Source organism: Paucisalibacillus globulus DSM 18846 (genome assembly GCF_000482485.1).
Lineage (GTDB): Bacteria > Bacillota > Bacilli > Bacillales > Amphibacillaceae > Ornithinibacillus > Ornithinibacillus globulus.
Genome location: NZ_KI519438.1, coordinates 247,747 through 262,403, shown reverse-complemented (window position 1 = coordinate 262,403; position 14,657 = coordinate 247,747). Strand labels below are relative to the sequence as shown.

14 protein-coding genes and 8 tRNA genes are annotated in these 14,657 nt (G+C 37.4%); 19 read left to right on the top strand and 3 right to left on the bottom strand.

Annotated elements, in window-relative coordinates; all coding sequences use genetic code 11:
• Positions 1-51: 51 nt before the first annotated feature.
• The 3 genes from K332_RS0118510 to K332_RS0118500 all read left to right on the top strand — a co-directional run bounded on the left by K332_RS0118510 (position 52) and on the right by K332_RS0118500 (position 641).
• A tRNA-Asn gene (locus K332_RS0118510) sits at positions 52-126 on the top strand.
• Positions 127-148: 22 nt separating this feature from the next.
• Positions 149-221: transfer RNA gene (locus K332_RS0118505), tRNA-Thr, on the top strand.
• Between the two features lie 129 nt (positions 222-350).
• Positions 351-641, top strand: coding sequence for a YciI family protein (locus tag K332_RS0118500; protein WP_026908814.1), 291 nt, complete (start codon positions 351-353; stop codon positions 639-641).
• A gap of 221 nt (positions 642-862) precedes the next feature.
• On the opposite strand, the gene K332_RS0118495 is transcribed toward K332_RS0118500, so the two are convergent.
• Both K332_RS0118495 and fabI read right to left on the bottom strand, forming a co-directional pair.
• Positions 863-1,594: a YwaF family protein gene (locus K332_RS0118495; RefSeq protein ID WP_026908813.1), complete on the bottom strand. Its 732-nt coding sequence runs from the start codon at positions 1,592-1,594 to the stop codon at positions 863-865.
• An 81-nt stretch (positions 1,595-1,675) separates the two neighbouring features.
• Positions 1,676-2,452 (bottom strand): enoyl-ACP reductase FabI, encoded by a 777-nt coding sequence (fabI, locus tag K332_RS0118490; RefSeq protein WP_026908812.1) that lies wholly within the window; start codon positions 2,450-2,452, stop codon positions 1,676-1,678.
• 241 nt (positions 2,453-2,693) lie between these two features.
• Here fabI and K332_RS0118485 point away from each other — a divergent pair.
• From K332_RS0118485 to rocF, 11 genes are all read left to right on the top strand, one after another.
• Positions 2,694-2,768 (top strand) — tRNA-Glu (locus K332_RS0118485).
• Between the two features lie 3 nt (positions 2,769-2,771).
• Positions 2,772-2,847 (top strand) — tRNA-Val (locus K332_RS0118480).
• A gap of 52 nt (positions 2,848-2,899) precedes the next feature.
• Positions 2,900-2,975: transfer RNA gene (locus tag K332_RS0118475), tRNA-Thr, on the top strand.
• Positions 2,976-3,013: 38 nt separating this feature from the next.
• Positions 3,014-3,097: transfer RNA gene (locus tag K332_RS0118470), tRNA-Tyr, on the top strand.
• A gap of 10 nt (positions 3,098-3,107) precedes the next feature.
• Positions 3,108-3,179, top strand: a tRNA-Gln gene (locus tag K332_RS0118465).
• A gap of 118 nt (positions 3,180-3,297) precedes the next feature.
• Positions 3,298-3,370, top strand: a tRNA-Lys gene (locus K332_RS0118460).
• 159 nt (positions 3,371-3,529) lie between these two features.
• Positions 3,530-4,819, top strand: coding sequence for a hydroxymethylglutaryl-CoA reductase, degradative (locus tag K332_RS0118455; protein ID WP_026908811.1), 1,290 nt, complete (start codon positions 3,530-3,532; stop codon positions 4,817-4,819).
• Positions 4,816-5,796, top strand: coding sequence for a mevalonate kinase (gene mvk / locus K332_RS0118450; RefSeq protein WP_026908810.1), 981 nt, complete (start codon positions 4,816-4,818; stop codon positions 5,794-5,796). Before K332_RS0118455 ends, mvk begins: the two co-directional genes overlap by 4 nt.
• Before the next feature lie 31 nt (positions 5,797-5,827).
• The gene (gene mvaD / locus K332_RS0118445; RefSeq protein ID WP_026908809.1) at positions 5,828-6,820 is read left to right on the top strand and encodes a diphosphomevalonate decarboxylase; all 993 of its coding nucleotides are present in this window, start codon (positions 5,828-5,830) and stop codon (positions 6,818-6,820) included.
• Positions 6,813-7,904 (top strand): phosphomevalonate kinase, encoded by a 1,092-nt coding sequence (locus K332_RS0118440; protein WP_026908808.1) that lies wholly within the window; start codon positions 6,813-6,815, stop codon positions 7,902-7,904. Before mvaD ends, K332_RS0118440 begins: the two co-directional genes overlap by 8 nt.
• Before the next feature lie 156 nt (positions 7,905-8,060).
• Positions 8,061-8,960 carry an arginase gene (rocF, locus tag K332_RS0118435; protein ID WP_026908807.1) on the top strand — a complete coding sequence of 300 codons (900 nt, stop codon included), beginning with the start codon at positions 8,061-8,063 and terminating at the stop codon, positions 8,958-8,960.
• A 40-nt stretch (positions 8,961-9,000) separates the two neighbouring features.
• On the opposite strand, the gene K332_RS23755 is transcribed toward rocF, so the two are convergent.
• Entirely contained in the window at positions 9,001-9,153 is a 153-nt protein-coding gene (locus tag K332_RS23755) for an aspartyl-phosphate phosphatase Spo0E family protein (protein ID WP_084288121.1), read from the bottom strand.
• A gap of 271 nt (positions 9,154-9,424) precedes the next feature.
• Between K332_RS23755 and sigW the strand changes: the two genes are divergently transcribed.
• From sigW to glmM, 5 genes are all read left to right on the top strand, one after another.
• Positions 9,425-9,988, top strand: coding sequence for an RNA polymerase sigma factor SigW (gene sigW, locus K332_RS0118425; protein WP_026908806.1), 564 nt, complete (start codon positions 9,425-9,427; stop codon positions 9,986-9,988).
• 15 nt (positions 9,989-10,003) lie between these two features.
• Positions 10,004-10,642 carry a zf-HC2 domain-containing protein gene (locus tag K332_RS0118420; RefSeq protein WP_026908805.1) on the top strand — a complete coding sequence of 213 codons (639 nt, stop codon included), beginning with the start codon at positions 10,004-10,006 and terminating at the stop codon, positions 10,640-10,642.
• 290 nt (positions 10,643-10,932) lie between these two features.
• On the top strand, positions 10,933-11,754 hold the full coding sequence (gene cdaA / locus K332_RS0118415; protein WP_026908804.1) for a diadenylate cyclase CdaA: 822 nt from the start codon (positions 10,933-10,935) through the stop codon (positions 11,752-11,754).
• Positions 11,747-12,991: a CdaR family protein gene (locus K332_RS0118410; protein WP_026908803.1), complete on the top strand. Its 1,245-nt coding sequence runs from the start codon at positions 11,747-11,749 to the stop codon at positions 12,989-12,991. The genes cdaA and K332_RS0118410 overlap by 8 nt, the downstream gene beginning before the upstream one ends.
• Before the next feature lie 75 nt (positions 12,992-13,066).
• Positions 13,067-14,413 carry a phosphoglucosamine mutase gene (gene glmM / locus K332_RS0118405; RefSeq protein WP_026908802.1) on the top strand — a complete coding sequence of 449 codons (1,347 nt, stop codon included), beginning with the start codon at positions 13,067-13,069 and terminating at the stop codon, positions 14,411-14,413.
• Positions 14,414-14,657 lie beyond the last annotated feature (244 nt).

Below are 14,657 nucleotides of genomic sequence, written 5' to 3'. Positions count from 1 at the left end.
AACATCGTGGAATTACTTTCAAAAACATGATTAGTTTTTAATTTTAATTATTCCACAGTAGCTCAGTGGTAGAGCAATCGGCTGTTAACCGATCGGTCGTAGGTTCGAATCCTACCTGTGGAGCCATTTTTTATGTTTATATTAATACGCTTCCATAGCTCAGCAGGTAGAGCACCACCATGGTAAGGTGGGGGTCGCAGGTTCAAATCCTGTTGGAAGCTCTCAGTGGACAGCTTAACTTCTTTTTAGAATGTTAAGCTGTCCTTTTTTTGTGTGAATATAATCGGTTGCTAATTATAAAATATATCGTTATACTCCATGTGAAAACAATCACATGGAGGGGTGATGAAGTGAAAGCAGTAATTATCTATTCCTTAGGTGAAGCTTGGGTAGAGGGTAAGCCTTTCTGGGAACAAAAGTTGCGTCTGCATCGAGAATACTTAGTTAAAACATTAAACGAAAGGCTAGTATCTGCTGGACCATTTTTGGACCATACTGGTGGATTAGTAATCACGGAGGTACAAAATTTAGAGGAGGCAGAGGAAATTGCAAAAAATGATCCAGCGGTATTAGAAGGAAGGTTTAATTATCATGTACATCCCTGGAAGCCTTTAGAAGGACTATTTGTAGAAGGAAGTTAATAATCAAAAGTAATTCTTATGCGATTGGACATTTAGACGTCCAATCGCTTTTTTTAGATAGGAGAGAATTAATTTGACTATATTACAATGTTTGTTCCGGTAATATGCTTTTTGGTTGCTTGTTAATCAAATGGTAGTATAAAAGTAGAGGTTTCATGCAGAAAATATCCTGCTGTTAGTATGGTTAACGTAATTTAGAATAAAGAAAAGGGAATTGTGGTTCAACCCCTCTTTTGTGTTTGTTGACGAAACAACATATATATAAGATAGATAGCAAGGAAAACTACTAAACCAACTAAGCAGAGGTTAACATAGTACCAGAATCCACTGCCTAGTAAATTTAAGGGTGTATTTGCTGATGGGGTTCGCGCAAGGAAAAGAAAGTTTGCATTGAAAATAGGATTTAAGATGAATCCTACTATTCCGGCATAAACTAAAAGGTACCCGTATGCCTCTATTGTTTTTTTAAATGTAATTTTAATAGGGTTAGAAATAATAAGAAAAAAGCTTCCCCATGATAGAGCAATATGGTGAATAAAAAACTGCCAAAATCGTAAATGTGGATAACCATGCTGTAGTTCTGGGGTTATTACTGCAAGAAAGGACGGAACTATTCCGATAAAGAACACAATCTGTATTAACTTGTGATTTCCCGATAGAAGGGCAAGCATGGTTAGGATCCCTGCTATACTACATAATTGAAAGGGTAGAAATTCAGAGGGGTTCCACATACCATTAATCATTCCCCAAGTTTGATAACTAAACTCAGAGCTAACTAAGACGATAAATAATCCCCATCTAATTGTTTGAGCTAGCCTTTTATCTTGCCTTAATTTATTTGAGTAGATTATGAGATATCCAATTCCAATTAAATAAAGAACAATCATTAATGCATGATGCCAACCAAAAATGTTAAAAACAGTTATGCTCTTACTTCCAAACCATTCCCCCATACAGTTACCCCCAGTCTCCTTATATAGTAAAATAACGCCTACTAAAATATTTAGTAAGCGTCTAATAGTTGTCCTAGTACTCTATCCACCAATAATATGGTAACCAGAGTCAACGTGTAATACTTCGCCTGTAACCCCTCTTGAAAGGTCGCTCATAAAGAATAATGTTGCATCTCCAACTTGATCCTGGTCAACGTTTTGGCGTAAAGGAGCTTTTTCTTCTACAATTCCCATTTTTTCATTGAAACCAGATACTCCTTTTGCAGCAAGCGTACGAATAGGACCAGCAGAGATGGCATTAACACGAATTCCGTACTTTCCAACGTCTTCAGCTAAATACCTCATACTTGCCTCTAGGGAGGCTTTGGCTACGCCCATCACATTATAGTTTGGAATAACTCTCTCTGCCCCTAAGTAAGTTTGTGTAACAATGCTACCGCCTTCGGTCATTAATTCTTTTGCTGCTTTCGTAACGGCAACTAGAGAAAATGCACTAATGTTTTGGGCAAGTAAGAATCCTTCACGTGACGTATCTGCGTATTCTCCCTTTAACTCATCGCGATTTGCAAAAGCAATTGCATGGACAAGTCCGTGAATTACACCAACTTTTTCTTTGATTTCCTGAAATGCGCTAGTAATACTTTCATCACTTGCAACATCACATGAAACAATTAATTTAGCTTCCATATTATTTTTTTCTAGTAATTGAGTAAGTTTCTTATAGGATCTTTCTTGTCTATTAGTAAAAATAAGGTTTGCCCCGGCGTTGTGTAGTGACTTTGTAACTCCCCAAGCGATACTACGTTCATTAGCTACTCCCATAACGACTATATTTTTACCTTTTAATAGTTCTGACATGTCAAACCTCCAATAATTGTGATTAACTATTAGTACCTAACTATAATTTATCATTTATTTATTAAAAAACCAATCTTTTATATAATAATATTCTTTCAGGGAATAGATAAACATAGTAGGAATAGCATTTTTATAATTAAGAATAAAAAAACTTTAAAAAAGTTTGCTTTTCCTCTTTACAAACATTGCAAATCTGTATATAATAAAATTCGTTGACTGTGAGACAACCTTTAAAAATATTGGCCCGTTGGTCAAGCGGTTAAGACACCGCCCTTTCACGGCGGTAACACGGGTTCGAATCCCGTACGGGTCACCAAGTGGAGGATTAGCTCAGCTGGGAGAGCACCTGCCTTACAAGCAGGGGGTCGCAGGTTCGAGCCCTGCATCCTCCACCATTAAATAAACTTTTCCAATTTGCACAAACTTAATAAGTGAATCAATCACCATGCCGGCCTAGCTCAATTGGTAGAGCAACTGACTTGTAATCAGTAGGTTGGGGGTTCAAGTCCTCTGGCCGGCACCATTTTTTTGCATAAAAGTAATTTAATATGCTAAATATATGGAGGGGTAGCGAAGTGGCTAAACGCGGCGGACTGTAAATCCGCTCCTTCGGGTTCGGCAGTTCGAATCTGCCCCCCTCCACCATTTAGATTATTGGGCTATAGCCAAGCGGTAAGGCAACGGGTTTTGGTCCCGTCATTCCCAGGTTCGAATCCTGGTAGCCCAGCTTTTTTACTTTTTGGGTATTTCATATACAATAAAGAAATGCTAGGGTCAAAAAACATCGAATAGACTTGAAGATGCAGAGGCCGCGCTCAGTCATCATTAGATTTACTCATTCATATGAGCCATTAGCTCAGTCGGTAGAGCATCTGACTTTTAATCAGAGGGTCGTAGGTTCGAATCCTACATGGCTCATCAATTAATTATAGATCAAAATAAAAACAAGGTTGCAGGTCCCATTGTAACCTTGTTTTTATTTGCATTTTATACTGTTTTTTAACATAATAGATAGAGTAATTCTATATTTAACAAAAAGTAACTTACAACTTATAATGATATAAAAGGATGGTTGGTATGAAATCTTCTAGGATTCCTGGTTTTTATAAAAAAACAGTTGAAGAGCGAAGAGAGCTATTACGGGAGGCTCTTGAATTTGAGGATAATGAGTTAAATATTTTATCTTCACAGGAAGCATTACCAATCGAAACTGCAGATAAAATGATTGAAAATGTTATAGGAACATTCCCACTTCCTCTAGGATTAGGATTGAATTTCCTCATTAACGGGAAAGACTATATAATACCTATGGCGGTTGAAGAGGCATCAATCGTGGCTTCGGCTAGTCATATTGCTAAAATAGTACGTGATGCTGGTGGTTTTAAGACAGAGGCATCAGAAAGAATAATGATTGGACAGATACAGATTGTAGGTTGTGCGGATTTTAACGCTGCAAAGCAATCTCTATTGGATTCTAAACAAGAGTTGATTGAAGCTGCAAATGCAGCATATCCGAGTATTGTTGCAAGAGGTGGAGGAGCAAGGGGTCTAGATGTAAGAATTCTTAATGATGCCCCTAACTCTGACTATGGTAAAATGCTCGTACTGCATATGTATGTTGATACATGTGATGCAATGGGTGCAAATATCATTAATACAATGGTTGAGTCATTGGCGCCAGTAGTAGAGGACCTTACTTCTGGAAAGGTTTATCTACGAATTCTGTCAAATTTTGCTGACCGTTGTGTAGCGAAAGCAACTTGCGTTATCCCTCCGAAATTATTAGTTACGGGCGACCATTCTGGTGAAGAGGTTCGTGATGGGGTTGTCCATGCATTTGAATTCGCTGATTCTGATCCTTATCGTGCTGTTACGCATAATAAAGGAATCATGAATGGAATTGATCCAGTTGTTATTGCAACAGGAAATGACTGGCGTGCAGTAGAAGCAGGTGCACATGCATATGCTTCGCGTACTGGAAGGTATCGTTCGATGACAAAGTGGTCAGTGGATGATGAAGGCAATTTAATAGGCGAATTAGAATTACCAATGTCCATCGGAACGGTTGGTGGAGCAATTCGAGTACATCCAATTTCACAATTAGCGCATAAAATGTTAAAAACAGAATCTGCTTCAGAGCTTGCACAAGTTATTGTAGCAGTTGGGTTAGCACAAAATCTTGGTGCTTTGAAAGCTCTAGTAACAGATGGGATTCAAAAGGGTCATATGGCACTTCATTCACGCTCTGTTGCAATAGCTGCTGGCGCTACTGGGGAGATGATTGATATTATAGCTGAGCAATTAGTCAAATCAAAGGAAATCCGTGTAGGTAAAGCTAAAGAATTGGTGGAACAATATTCAAAATGAGTGCTGAAAAGGTAACAATTACAGACAACATTATAGCAACAGAAAAGAATGGAATTGGAATTGCCCATAGCAAATTAATTTTAATTGGCGAACACGCAGTTGTACACGGACAACCTGCAATCGCAATCCCTTTTCCATTGGTTGGTGTGGAATCAGTTATTAAATATAAACCGGGTCCAATGAAATTCGATAGTGCGTTTTACCATGGAAACATGGACGCTGCTCCACTTGCTTTAGAAGGCATCGTAAATGCTATTCATGCTACGTTAAAATATCTTGGGCATCCAAGAAAAGACATGATTATTCAAGTCAAATCATCTATCCCACTTGGCAAAGGATTAGGTTCAAGTGCTTCTGTGGCAATTGCAATTATACGGTCTTTATTCTCATATGCAAAAGTGGATTATACGGAGCAAGAATTATTACATTTTGCAAATATAGCTGAAAAGTTTGCACACGGTTCGCCGAGTGGTATCGATACATTAACCATTACATCGGAATCACCAGTGTGGTTTGAAAGAGAAAAACCAGTGGGCTATATCAGTCCTGTAGAGGACTTTCATTTTATCGTGGCGGATTCTGGCAGAATTGGTGATACGCGTTCTGCGGTGGAATCAGTTGCACATTTATTAAAAAAAGCTCCAAAGAAAATACAATCCAAGATTGAACGGATTGGAGAACTTACTCATCTAGCCAAACATGCATTAGAAAAGGCTGGTAAAAACTTATTAGGTCAAATGCTTAATGAGGCACAAAAAGAACTTTCTGCTCTCGGAGTGAGTGATGAGGGGTTAGATCGTTTAATTAACTTTGCTCGTAAAGAAGGAGCAATAGGAGCCAAATTAACTGGTGCAGGCAATGGTGGCTGCATAATTGCACTTGCAAAAAATGAAATCCATTCCAGACAACTAGCTGAAAAATTGAAAGAATTCGGCGCTCAGGCTGTGTGGCCATTTGTATTAAGAAAACAAGATTAAAGCTGGTCGGCTTTTTGAAAAGGGGATTGTCATGAAAGCAACTGCAAAGGCGCATACAAATATTGCCTTAATTAAATATTGGGGAAAACGAAATGAAGCTTTGATTTTACCCACAAATAATAGTTTGTCGATAACATTAGATGGTTTTTATAGCACTACGTCAGTTGAGTTCAAAGAGGAACTTACTGGAGATCGTTTCCTACTCGATGATATTGCAGTAGAAGGCGAGCAATTTCAAAGGGTAACAACGTTTCTTGATTTAGTTCGGGACCTTGCTGGGAAAGAACTATTTGCAGAAGTGGCTTCTATTAATGCTGTACCTACAGCGGCGGGTTTCGCTTCTTCTGCGTCAGGATTTGCTGCACTTGCTGCAGCTTCTTCAAAGGCTATTGGTTTAAATTTATCGGAGACTGAATTATCACGCCTAACCAGACAAGGTTCTGGGTCTGCATGTCGATCTGTTTTTGGTGGGTTTGCAGAGTGGCAAAAGGGAGAAGAAGAAGACGGTTCTGATTCCTATGCAGTTCCAATTGCACCACAGGAACACTGGGATATTCGGGTTGCAGCTGTTGTTCTTTCCTCCAAAATGAAAAAGGTCTCCAGTAGAGCTGGGATGAGGCGAACAGTTGAGACATCACCCTTTTTTAAAGGGTGGGTAGAAAGTATTCCTCAAGATTTAGAAGTAATTAAAGATGGAATTAACAACAAGGACTTCGAAAAAGTTGGGGCAATCGCTGAGGCAAATTGTTTAAAGATGCATGCCACAACACTAGGAGCTAACCCACCATTTACTTACTGGTTAGATACAACTGTTTCCGTCATGCAAACTGTTCAACAATTACGTGATTCAGGTATTCCTGCTTATTTCACAATTGATGCCGGTCCGAATGTGAAAGTACTTTATTTGCCGGAACATGAGGAAAAGGTACAGGAAACATTACGTACTATTCCAGGTGTATCCGATGTGAAATTGAGCCGCGTTGGACAAGGGATATCGTATTTAGAGGATGAGAAATTTGTCTAATTCGCTTGAGGTTAGAGTACCCGGGAAATTAATGATAGCTGGTGAATTTGCGGTATTGGAGCCAAATCATCAATTACTTGCGATGGCAGTCAATCGATTCGTTTATGTGAAAATCGAAGCGAACAAAATAAATCAAATCACACTAGAAAAATTTCAACTAGAAAACTTACCATGGCAATTTAAAGATAATCGGGTCACCATTGAGTCAACTGATATTCGTGTTAATTTTGTTCAGGAAGCAATGACAACCGCGTGCATATATTTAAAGGAAAATAATATTCCCATCCGTAGTTTTAAGGGTTATATAAAAAGTGAATTAGATGATAAAGTTTCTGGTAAAAAGTTCGGCCTAGGCTCAAGTGCGGCTGTTGCTGTAGGTGTGATAACTGCAATCCTAAAGTGGCATCTTGACGAGGAACCAGCACGTGAACTTATTTTTAAGCTTGCCTCTATTTCACATGTAGCAGCTCAAGGTAATGGATCAGGAGCAGATGTAGCGGCTTCTTCATATAGTGGAATTATTCAATATTCATCCTTTCAAGCAGAGTGGCTAAGAGAAAAATATGAAGAATCCCATACATTGATGGAGTTACTAAGATTAGATTGGAAGTATTTTCAGGTAGGACAAATTCAACTTCCTGAAGATATATATCTATGTATTGGTTGGACAGGTAGTCCAGCATCAACAGGGAACTTGGTAGAGCGGATAAAAGAATTAAAAAAGACGAATTCAGATAAATATCAGGAATTTTTGCAACATAGTGAAGAAGCAGTGGATAATATTCTTAACGGTATTCATGAAAATAATATCCCACAATTGCTAACGGGAATAAAACAGAATAGAATTGCATTAGTTGAGGTTGGAAAAGAGGCAAATACAGAATTAGAGACACCTATGATAACTAAGTTATGTAATCTTGCTGAAGACTTTGGTGGAGCTGCAAAACAATCAGGAGCCGGCGGAGGAGACTGTGGTATAGCTTTTATGCCAACTAAAGATAGTGCAGTTCAGCTAGTGGAGGCTTGGAAAAAGGAAGGTATCATCCAGTTAACACTTCAACCATATTCAAATGAAACTCTTTAAATAGGTATCGTCTTATGTGACGATACCTATTTTCGTTTTTTGTAGTAAAATTTTCTTTCTCCTACACAAGAAATGTGAATAAATATTCAAAAAATTGTCGAGTTGAGTCGTTTCAATAATCTAAGGTACAATGATGAGTGGGGGTGGCTATATATAATGAAAAATAAAATTTCTTTAATAGGTGTTCCGATGGACTTAGGTCAAAGTCGCCGTGGGGTAGACATGGGTCCTAGTGCTCTTCGTTATGCAGGAGCAATAGAACGATTACAAAATTTGAAATATGCGATTGATGATTTAGGTGATATTGCTATTAATCGTCCGGACACAATTATGAATGACGGAAGTAAATTGAAAAACTTAGAACAAGTTATTGCTGCAAATGAAACACTTGCTAAAATGGTTGATGCAGAGATTCAGAAGGACAGATTTCCGTTAATTCTTGGAGGAGACCACAGTATCGCTATTGGAAGTTTGGCAGGTATTTCGAAGCATTATAAGAACCTTGGAGTGATTTGGTATGATGCACATGGTGACTTAAACACAAGTGAAACGTCTCCATCTGGAAACATTCATGGTATGCCGTTAGCTGCTAGTCTTGGCCTTGGACATGAAAGACTTACAAACCTATATAACTACGCACCTAAAGTGAAGCCTGAGAATATTGTCATTATTGGAGCACGCTCATTAGACCCTGGAGAAAGAGACTTAATTCGTGAAAAAGGTATTAAGGTTTATACGATGCATGAAATTGATCGAATGGGTATGTCTCAGGTAATGGAAGAAACAATTCAATACCTTAAAGAAAATACAGATGCTGTTCATCTAAGTATGGATTTAGATGGTTTAGATCCAACGGAAGCACCGGGTGTAGGAACACCGGTATTAGGTGGTATGACTTATCGTGAAAGTCATTTGGCAATGGAAATGTTAGCGGATTCAGATTTGATTACCTCGCTTGAAGTTGTTGAGGTAAATCCAATACTTGATGAAAAAAATAAAACAGCTACATTAGCTGTTGGTTTAATGGGATCTTTATTTGGTGAAAAACTAAAATAAATCTAAACAGAAAGGCATTAATTTACTAATTGGTGCCTTTTTATTTGTTTATATTCCCTAGTTGGTATTGATTTAACAGGTTATCTAATTTTTTACTAGTTTTCACAACTGCCTCGGATGTTAATTTGTATGTATCACTTAGAGCAATCATCTCTTTTCTACATTGCTCTATTTGTAATAAAAGCTTATCCATTTCTATACCCCCTATTACCATACATTAAACTATATTAACCTGATAAATTAATATTGGCAATAGTAAATTTAGAAAAGTCGATATTTTTTATGGATTATACGTTATAATATAGTTGGAAAATGTTTACTGTTGATGCGCAATGAAAAAAATCATCAACTTTTCAACATTAATGAATAATAAAAAGCGGATTTAATATTTTTTTAAAGAAAAAGTGAAACCTTTTTGAGGATGAAACGTAAGGTTTAATACCGCAGCAGGCGGAGGTACAGGTATGGAATTAATAATTAGAGACAAAATTAAACAAGTTAAAAAGGGAGACCACGCCGCGTTTGAAGATATTGTCATGTTCTATCAGGACAAAATATATCAACATTGTCACCGAATGCTTGGCAACAAACATGAAGCAGAGGATATTGCTCAAGAAGCATTTATCCGAGCGTATGTTAATATCCACTCCTATGACGAACGCAGAAAGTTTTCAACCTGGTTATATAGAATTGCAACAAATTTAACTATTGACCGATTACGGAAGAGAAAACCAGATTACTATTTAGATGCGGAAGTGAAGGGAACAGAAGGATTGGATATGTATTCGCAGTTAGCGGCAGAGGGTAGGCTTCCAGAGGATGAAATAGAAGGACTGGAACTTCAAAATTATATACAAAAGCAGATTGCTGAGCTTCCGCCAAAATATCGTAGTATAATTATGCTGCGCTATTTAGAAGACTTCTCTCTCCAAGAGATAAGTGAAATATTAGATATCCCGATTGGAACAGTAAAAACTAGAATCCATCGAGGAAGGGAAGCCTTAAGGAAAAAGCTTCGTCATGTGTAAAAGGAGTGAATCCAGTTGGATTGTAATAAAGAAGCATTAGAATTAATGCATAAGCATTTAGATGGTGATATTACAAGGGAAGAAGAATCCCAATTAAGAAATCATCTTGAAGTATGTGTGGAATGCCAAAAGCATCTTCATGAATTGAAAAGAACCATAACATTAATACAAAGTGCTGAAAAATTGAATGCCCCTGATAACTTTGCAGAGAATTTAATGCAACAATTACCAGTAGAGAAAAAGCATGTTAAGTATCTACGCTGGTTTAAGGTGCATCCAATACTTACTGCAGCGGCAATATTCTTTATCTTTATGTTTACAGGGTTATTATCTGCATTTGAACAAGATTCTCAACTTATGGTATCTAACCCTGAAAATCTAATTATAGAGGATAATATAGTCATTGTTCCTGAAGGAGTTACAGTTGAAGGGGATTTAGTAGTACAAAATGGAAATTTAAAGATAGATGGAAATGTTGATGGAAATGTTACTCTTATTAATGGTAAATTAGTTGAGGAGCAAGGAATAGATGGTTCTGGTTTAATGGCCGATGTAGGTGGAGTTAATGGAGAGCTTAAAGAAGTAGACCGTGTATTTGAATGGGTATGGTATAATATTCAAAACTTGTTTAAAGGTATATTTTCTATTGAGTAGTAAAGCCTGGGGATACCCGGGTTTTTTACTTTTCTTTTTATAGTTAGGAAGGTAATTAATTTCACATGAATATAATGTGTTATAAACTACCTAGAATTTTGTAAGAATGGAGATTAGATGGGTAGCGTATATCGATATAAAATATGGTATAATGGAAACGACATTTTTGCGAGGGAGGGTATATATAATTACAATCCTTCATACGTACGCGCTATTTATTACATAAAGTGAACGTTACGTTCTCTTGTGAAGACAGGAAGAGAATTCGATGTATAAAAGGAAGTGCAGACATGCCTAATGGAGATTTCGGTATAGTAGACCTACTAAGAATAGGCGTAGATATAGGTCTCGTCTGGTATGTTCTATATAAACTAATCATGTTAATAAGAGGAACAAAAGCGATTCAGCTACTCAAGGGCATCGTTGTTGTTTTTGTTGTCAGGTTACTCAGTATGATGTTTGAATTAAAAACATTAATGTGGGCAACAGATCAAATTATTACCTGGGGTGTGCTTGTTATTATCATTTTGTTCCAACCAGAACTGAGAAGGGCTTTAGAACAACTTGGTAGAGGGAACATCTTTTCAAGGAGCACAAAATCCGAGGAAGAGAAATTTGAGAAGCTTGTCACGGATATTGTTCAATCCTGTAATTATATGGCCAAACGAAGAATTGGTGCACTAATTACAATTGAACGTGAGACAGGTATTGGTGAATATATTGAAACAGGTATACCGATTAATGGAAATTTAACACATCAGTTATTAACTAACATTTTTACACCGAATACCCCACTTCATGATGGGGCTGTCATTATTAAAGAGGATGAAATTGTTGCTGCGGCATGTTACCTCCCATTATCTGAAAGTCCTTTTATTTCAAAGGAACTAGGAACAAGGCATAGAGCTGCGATGGGAATAAGTGAGGTAACAGATGCTTTAACTATCGTCGTATCAGAAGAAACCGGTGGTATTTCAGGAACCAAAAATGGTGAATTACGTAGGGATATGGGTCAGGATGGATTAAGAGACTTTTTGCTTGAGAATTTAGCTCCTGTTCAGAGAACTTCTGAGAAGAAGACCTGGAAGATAAGGGGGAAAAAGAATGGATAATTGGTTTAGAAGTAAATGGTTTATCCGAGGAATTTCTCTAGGCTTTGCAATTCTATTGTATGTCTTTGTTTCCATTGAAGAGGTCGATACAGAAAAGGAAAGCCCAATTTCTTTTACAACTCTTTTTGGTGGCTCAACACAAACTCAAAAATTGACTGACATTCCATTAGATATACGTATTGATAGTGAAAGATTTGTAGTTAGTGGGGTTCCGGAGACTGTGACAGTATCCCTTGAAGGCCCATCAAGTGCTTTAGAACCGGTTATTAGACAGCGAAACATTAAGGCGTTTATTGACTTAACAGGGTTAGAAGAAGGAGAACATGAAGTTGAGATCCAACATGAAGAGGTTTCGGGTCAACTATTGGTCTATATTGAGCCGAAAACGATAGATGTCATGATTGAAGAACGAGCCTCAAATGATTTTAATGTAACGGTAGATTTTATTAATACAGATAAACTTCCAGTGGGTTATCAAATCAGTGATTATGAGTTAAACTCTAAAAAAGTAACGATTACTAGTTCTAAGGAAATTATTGATCGGATAGCCATTGTTAAAGTATATGTTGATGTTGCTGGATTGAAGGAATCAATAAAAAATCGAGAACTCCCAGTTAATGTATATGATAGTCAAGGTAATGAATTAGCTGTTAAGGTGGAACCAGCAACCGTCGTTATTTCTGCAGAAATTGAGAATCCAAGTAAGAAGGTTCCAGTAAGTATTGCAACTTCAGGTGAACTACCAGAAGGATTTTCCTTGGTTTCTATGGAATTGGTAACTAAGGAAGTCGAGGTATTTGCTATTTCTGAGATACTGGAAACACTTGATGAAGTTACAACAGAACCAGTAAACCTTTCAGAACTGAAACAATCAGGTACAATTAAGGTCGGACTTGTTTTACCAGAAAAGGTACAAGCCCCAGGTGTTAAAGAATTAGAAATTGTTGTAGATCTTGAGCAAGAAAAGGTATTTGACGATGTACCAATTGGAGTGGACAACCTAGAAGATGGGTACAATTCTAACTTTGTTGAGCCAAGTAATGGGCGGCTAAGTATAACTGTTACAGGAAATGAACAACATGTTAGGGAGTTAAGTGCAGAGGATATTCGTGTATTTATTAATGCAAATGGTCTAGATACTGGTAGAAATTCTGTTCCAGTTGAAGTGGAAGGACCAGATAACGTGTCGATAGATGTAGAGGTTGAAGAAGTAACTATTGAAATAGAAGAAGTTTAATGAAGTAAGGTAACTTATTTCATCCGTGCTTAAATAACGTCCGTAAAGTTAAGGATGTAAAGGAGAGGTACTACAATGGGTAAATATTTTGGAACTGATGGTGTTAGAGGTGTAGCAAATAAGGAGTTAACACCTGAATTAGCTTTTAAGTTAGGTAGATTTGGCGGTTATGTGTTAACGAAAGAAACCCCAAAACCAAGAGTATTAATTGGTCGTGATACACGTATTTCTGGAAATATGTTAGAAGGTGCTTTAGTTGCAGGGCTATTATCAATTGGTGCAGAGGTTATGCGTTTAGGCGTTATATCAACACCTGGGGTTGCATACTTAACGAAAGCAACAAGTGCACAAGCTGGAATCATGATTTCTGCTTCGCATAATCCAGTAGAAGATAATGGAATTAAGTTCTTTGGACCGGATGGTTTTAAGCTTCTTGATGAACAAGAAGAAGAAATTGAAAATTTATTGGATGGAGAAGATAATCTGCCACGCCCAGTTGGGGCTGATGTAGGTGTTGTCTCCGATTACTTTGAAGCGGGACACAAATATCTTTCTTTCCTAAAAGAATCTATTGATAATGACTTCGAAGGTATACATATTGCACTTGATTGCGCACATGGAGCTACTTCAAGTCTAGCAACTCATTTATTCGCTGACTTAGAAGCGGATATTTATACAATTGGTGCTTCCCCGGATGGTTTAAATATTAATGATGGGGTTGGTTCTACACACCCTGAAGTTCTTCAATCATTTGTACTTGATAAAGGAGCAGATATTGGTCTTGCATTTGATGGTGATGGTGACCGATTAATCGCTGTTGATGAAAAGGGTAATATTGTAGATGGAGACCAGATCATGTACATCTGTGCAAAATATATGAATGAAAAAGGTTTCCTACGTCATAACACAGTAGTTTCTACTGTAATGAGTAATATTGGGTTCTATAAAGCATTAGAAGAGCACGGCATGCGTAGTGACAAAACAGCTGTTGGTGACCGTTATGTGATGGAGGAAATGCGCAAAGGTGGCTATAACCTTGGTGGTGAGCAATCCGGTCATATTATCTTTCTAGATTACAGCACGACAGGTGATGGAATGTTATCAGCCATTCAATTAGTTAATGTGATGAAAGAAACTGGAAAGCCATTATCCGAATTAGCTAGCGAAATGACTATTTTCCCACAGGTATTAAAAAATGTACGAGTAACTGACAAAGAAAAGGCTTTAAATGATCCTGCCATTAAACAAGAAGTTGATAAGGTAGAAGAAGCACTTGGAAGTAATGGCCGTGTACTTGTAAGACCTTCTGGAACTGAGCCGTTAGTACGTGTTATGGTGGAAGCACCGACGAAAGAAGAATGTGTGAAATATACGGACCAAATTGCTAAAGTAATCGATGATTTACTTGGTATAAAGGAATAAGTGCGAAAACCATTCTCGGGTTGAGGATGGTTTTTTTGATGGGTTTTTATTAACTGATGGTTGTAGGGCATATTGAGCTAGTGTTGTTGTAAAATGATTTATAAGTTTGGCTTGCAGATCGATTTGCATTGGTTTTGTGGTTGAAATGATTTATAAAGGTGTCTTATTTTTATTTCTCTCGGTTGTGTATTTCAAAGTGTCAGATAATAAAAAATACGGTATACTATTCACAGGTAAACAATCT